This window comes from Devosia psychrophila (assembly GCF_000971275.1).
GTDB classification, from domain to species: Bacteria; Pseudomonadota; Alphaproteobacteria; order Rhizobiales; family Devosiaceae; genus Devosia; species Devosia psychrophila.
Genome location: NZ_LAPV01000183.1, coordinates 1 through 1,857, shown reverse-complemented (window position 1 = coordinate 1,857; position 1,857 = coordinate 1). Strand labels below are relative to the sequence as shown.

At 62.3% G+C, this 1,857-nt stretch carries 3 protein-coding genes and 1 pseudogene; 2 read left to right on the top strand and 2 right to left on the bottom strand.

All coding sequences use genetic code 11. The features are described 5' to 3' along the window. Nucleotides 1–221 (bottom strand): annotated as a pseudogene (locus WH91_RS25135) (IS3 family transposase); the annotation flags it as partial. Nucleotides 222–280: 59 nt separating this feature from the next. On the opposite strand from WH91_RS25135, the gene WH91_RS26255 reads away from it, so the two are divergent. Both WH91_RS26255 and WH91_RS26250 read left to right on the top strand, forming a co-directional pair. Continuing rightward, a complete protein-coding gene (locus WH91_RS26255) occupies nt 281–676 on the top strand; it encodes an ATP-binding domain-containing protein (protein WP_046172749.1) in 396 nt (131 codons plus the stop codon). Next, the gene (locus WH91_RS26250) at nt 624–1,199 is read left to right on the top strand and encodes a hypothetical protein (RefSeq protein ID WP_199533562.1); all 576 of its coding nucleotides are present in this window, start codon (nt 624–626) and stop codon (nt 1,197–1,199) included. Before WH91_RS26255 ends, WH91_RS26250 begins: the two co-directional genes overlap by 53 nt. 310 nt (nt 1,200–1,509) lie before the next feature. Here WH91_RS26250 and WH91_RS19805 read toward each other — a convergent pair. After that, nucleotides 1,510–1,857 (bottom strand): Ros/MucR family transcriptional regulator (locus WH91_RS19805; protein WP_046172747.1); only part of this gene is annotated, 348 nt, incomplete at its 5' end.

Here is a 1,857-nt window from a genome sequence, read left to right as displayed (position 1 = left end):
GCTGGGTAGTGCTCAACAGCCGCCTCCTTCTGAACTTGAGAATACTTGTGGGGCCGGACTGCACAGCCCACATGCAAATCAAGACGTTGCTCGAATTCCCGGCACCAGCCCTTCAGGGCATTCTTAGTTGGATACCCAAGCTGACGAATGGTCGCCTTAACACGTTTGCCGAGCCTGATGTACAACTCGACCGTTCGAACTCTGTCTTCGTAGGAATACATGAATTACCTCCGGGTAGTCCAAGTATTCGTCCGCATCCCGCCTCGGCGTGAAGAATGGCATGCTCGGGACGGTCGAGACCGTCGAGCTAGGCCACATGGTAGCCCGGCTCGACGGCGCAGCGCGCAGCGGGGAGAAGGGCGCGCGCGCCATATCGGTCACGATGAACGATTATAACGCGATCGACCATGGCTATGCGACGACGATCCACAAGAACCAGGGCGCGACGGTCGATCTCGCCTTTGTGCTGGCGTCGGGGACGATGGACCGGCATCTGACCTATGTCGCGATGACCCGGCACAGGGACAGCGCGCAGCTCTACGCCGGCAGGGACGAGTTCGCCTACTGCCGCGCCGACCAAAGCTTGGCGCCCGGTCGGCTGGTCGAGCATGGAGCTGCGCCCTATGAGCACAAGGCCGAAGAACCGCGACAGCTATTTTGTGACACTGGAAACTGACGCCGGCAAGCAACACACGATTTGGGGCGTGGACCTCGAACGGGCGATGAAAGAGGCTGCGCCGCAGCCCGGCGATAAAATCGGGCTTGAGCATGTCGGCTCGCAGACGGTGCGGATTCCGGACGGCCAGGAGGCCGAGCGGAATAGCTGGAAAGTCCACAGCGCCGACGAGCTGGCATTCAAGCAGCTTGGCAATCGGCTCGGCCGGTCGGGCGCGAAGAAAACGACGCTCGATTATACGCGCGATTATGCCGAACGGCGCGGGGTCGCGGAGCACATGGGCGTGCGCAGCGAGATCGAGATTCCGCGCGAGCTGGCGGCGGCGGCCGAGCGTCAGACACTTGCGCGAGGATCTTTGCAAAAAGTGGGCGCAGATCTCGCGCAGGATCTCCGTGCAGATCCTCGCAAGGATCTCGCCCCGGATCGCGGCGACGAGCGGCAGCAGCGGCAGCGCCGAAATCCGTTCGAGGACTCCCGGTATTGGCACAGTTCGGGACACAATGGGGCGCAGCATGCGGTGTGAGGCATTCCGTTCAAGGGTGCGGGCCAGACAACGATGCTTCCCTACCGGATGGCGGCTGGGACGAGGTGCTTCGCGATGGTGTGGACACGCTGGCCACCGGCAGGAAAGGCAACGCGCTCTCGGCCCTTGTACGACAGACGACGCAATCTGCCAGACTAGACGCTGATCGCGGCAAGCCGCAGCCCCTCTCCCTTTCGGAGGCCGGTGGCGCGAGGGCGTGCAGAAATGGTTCGACCTCTTCTGGCTGCCGCAAGAGGGAAATGCTTCGCCCCTCTCGCGCTCTTCAAAAGTCTCTGCGGCGGGGTCGCCGCTACAGACTTCCCTTAAGCCGAAGTCCGATCTTCTTCCGGGCCGCCTTGGCGGGCTCTTCGACCGCCTCTATCTTCCGCCCCAGCCCATTGGCCTTGGCCAGCAACGAGCGGGTCGCGGAGTAGCTTGGCGCGACCATCGGATAGGCGGCAGGAAGGCCCCACTTCTCTCGGTACTCGTCCGGCGAGAGATCGTAGTGGGTGCGCAAGTGGCGCTTGAGCGATTTGAACTTCTTTCCATCCTCAAGGCAGATGAGATAGTCCGGTGTCACAGATTTCTTGACCGGCACGGCAGGCGCCGGCTTTTCGATTGGCGTCGATTCCAGGGCGGCGGAAAGATTGCGCAATGC

Coding starts and splice junctions, on each gene's coding strand:
- WH91_RS26255 (WP_046172749.1), top strand. CDS start 281: ATGCTCGGGACGGTCGAGACCGTCGAGCTAGGCCACATGGTAGCCCGG.
- WH91_RS26250 (WP_199533562.1), top strand. CDS start 624: ATGAGCACAAGGCCGAAGAACCGCGACAGCTATTTTGTGACACTGGAA.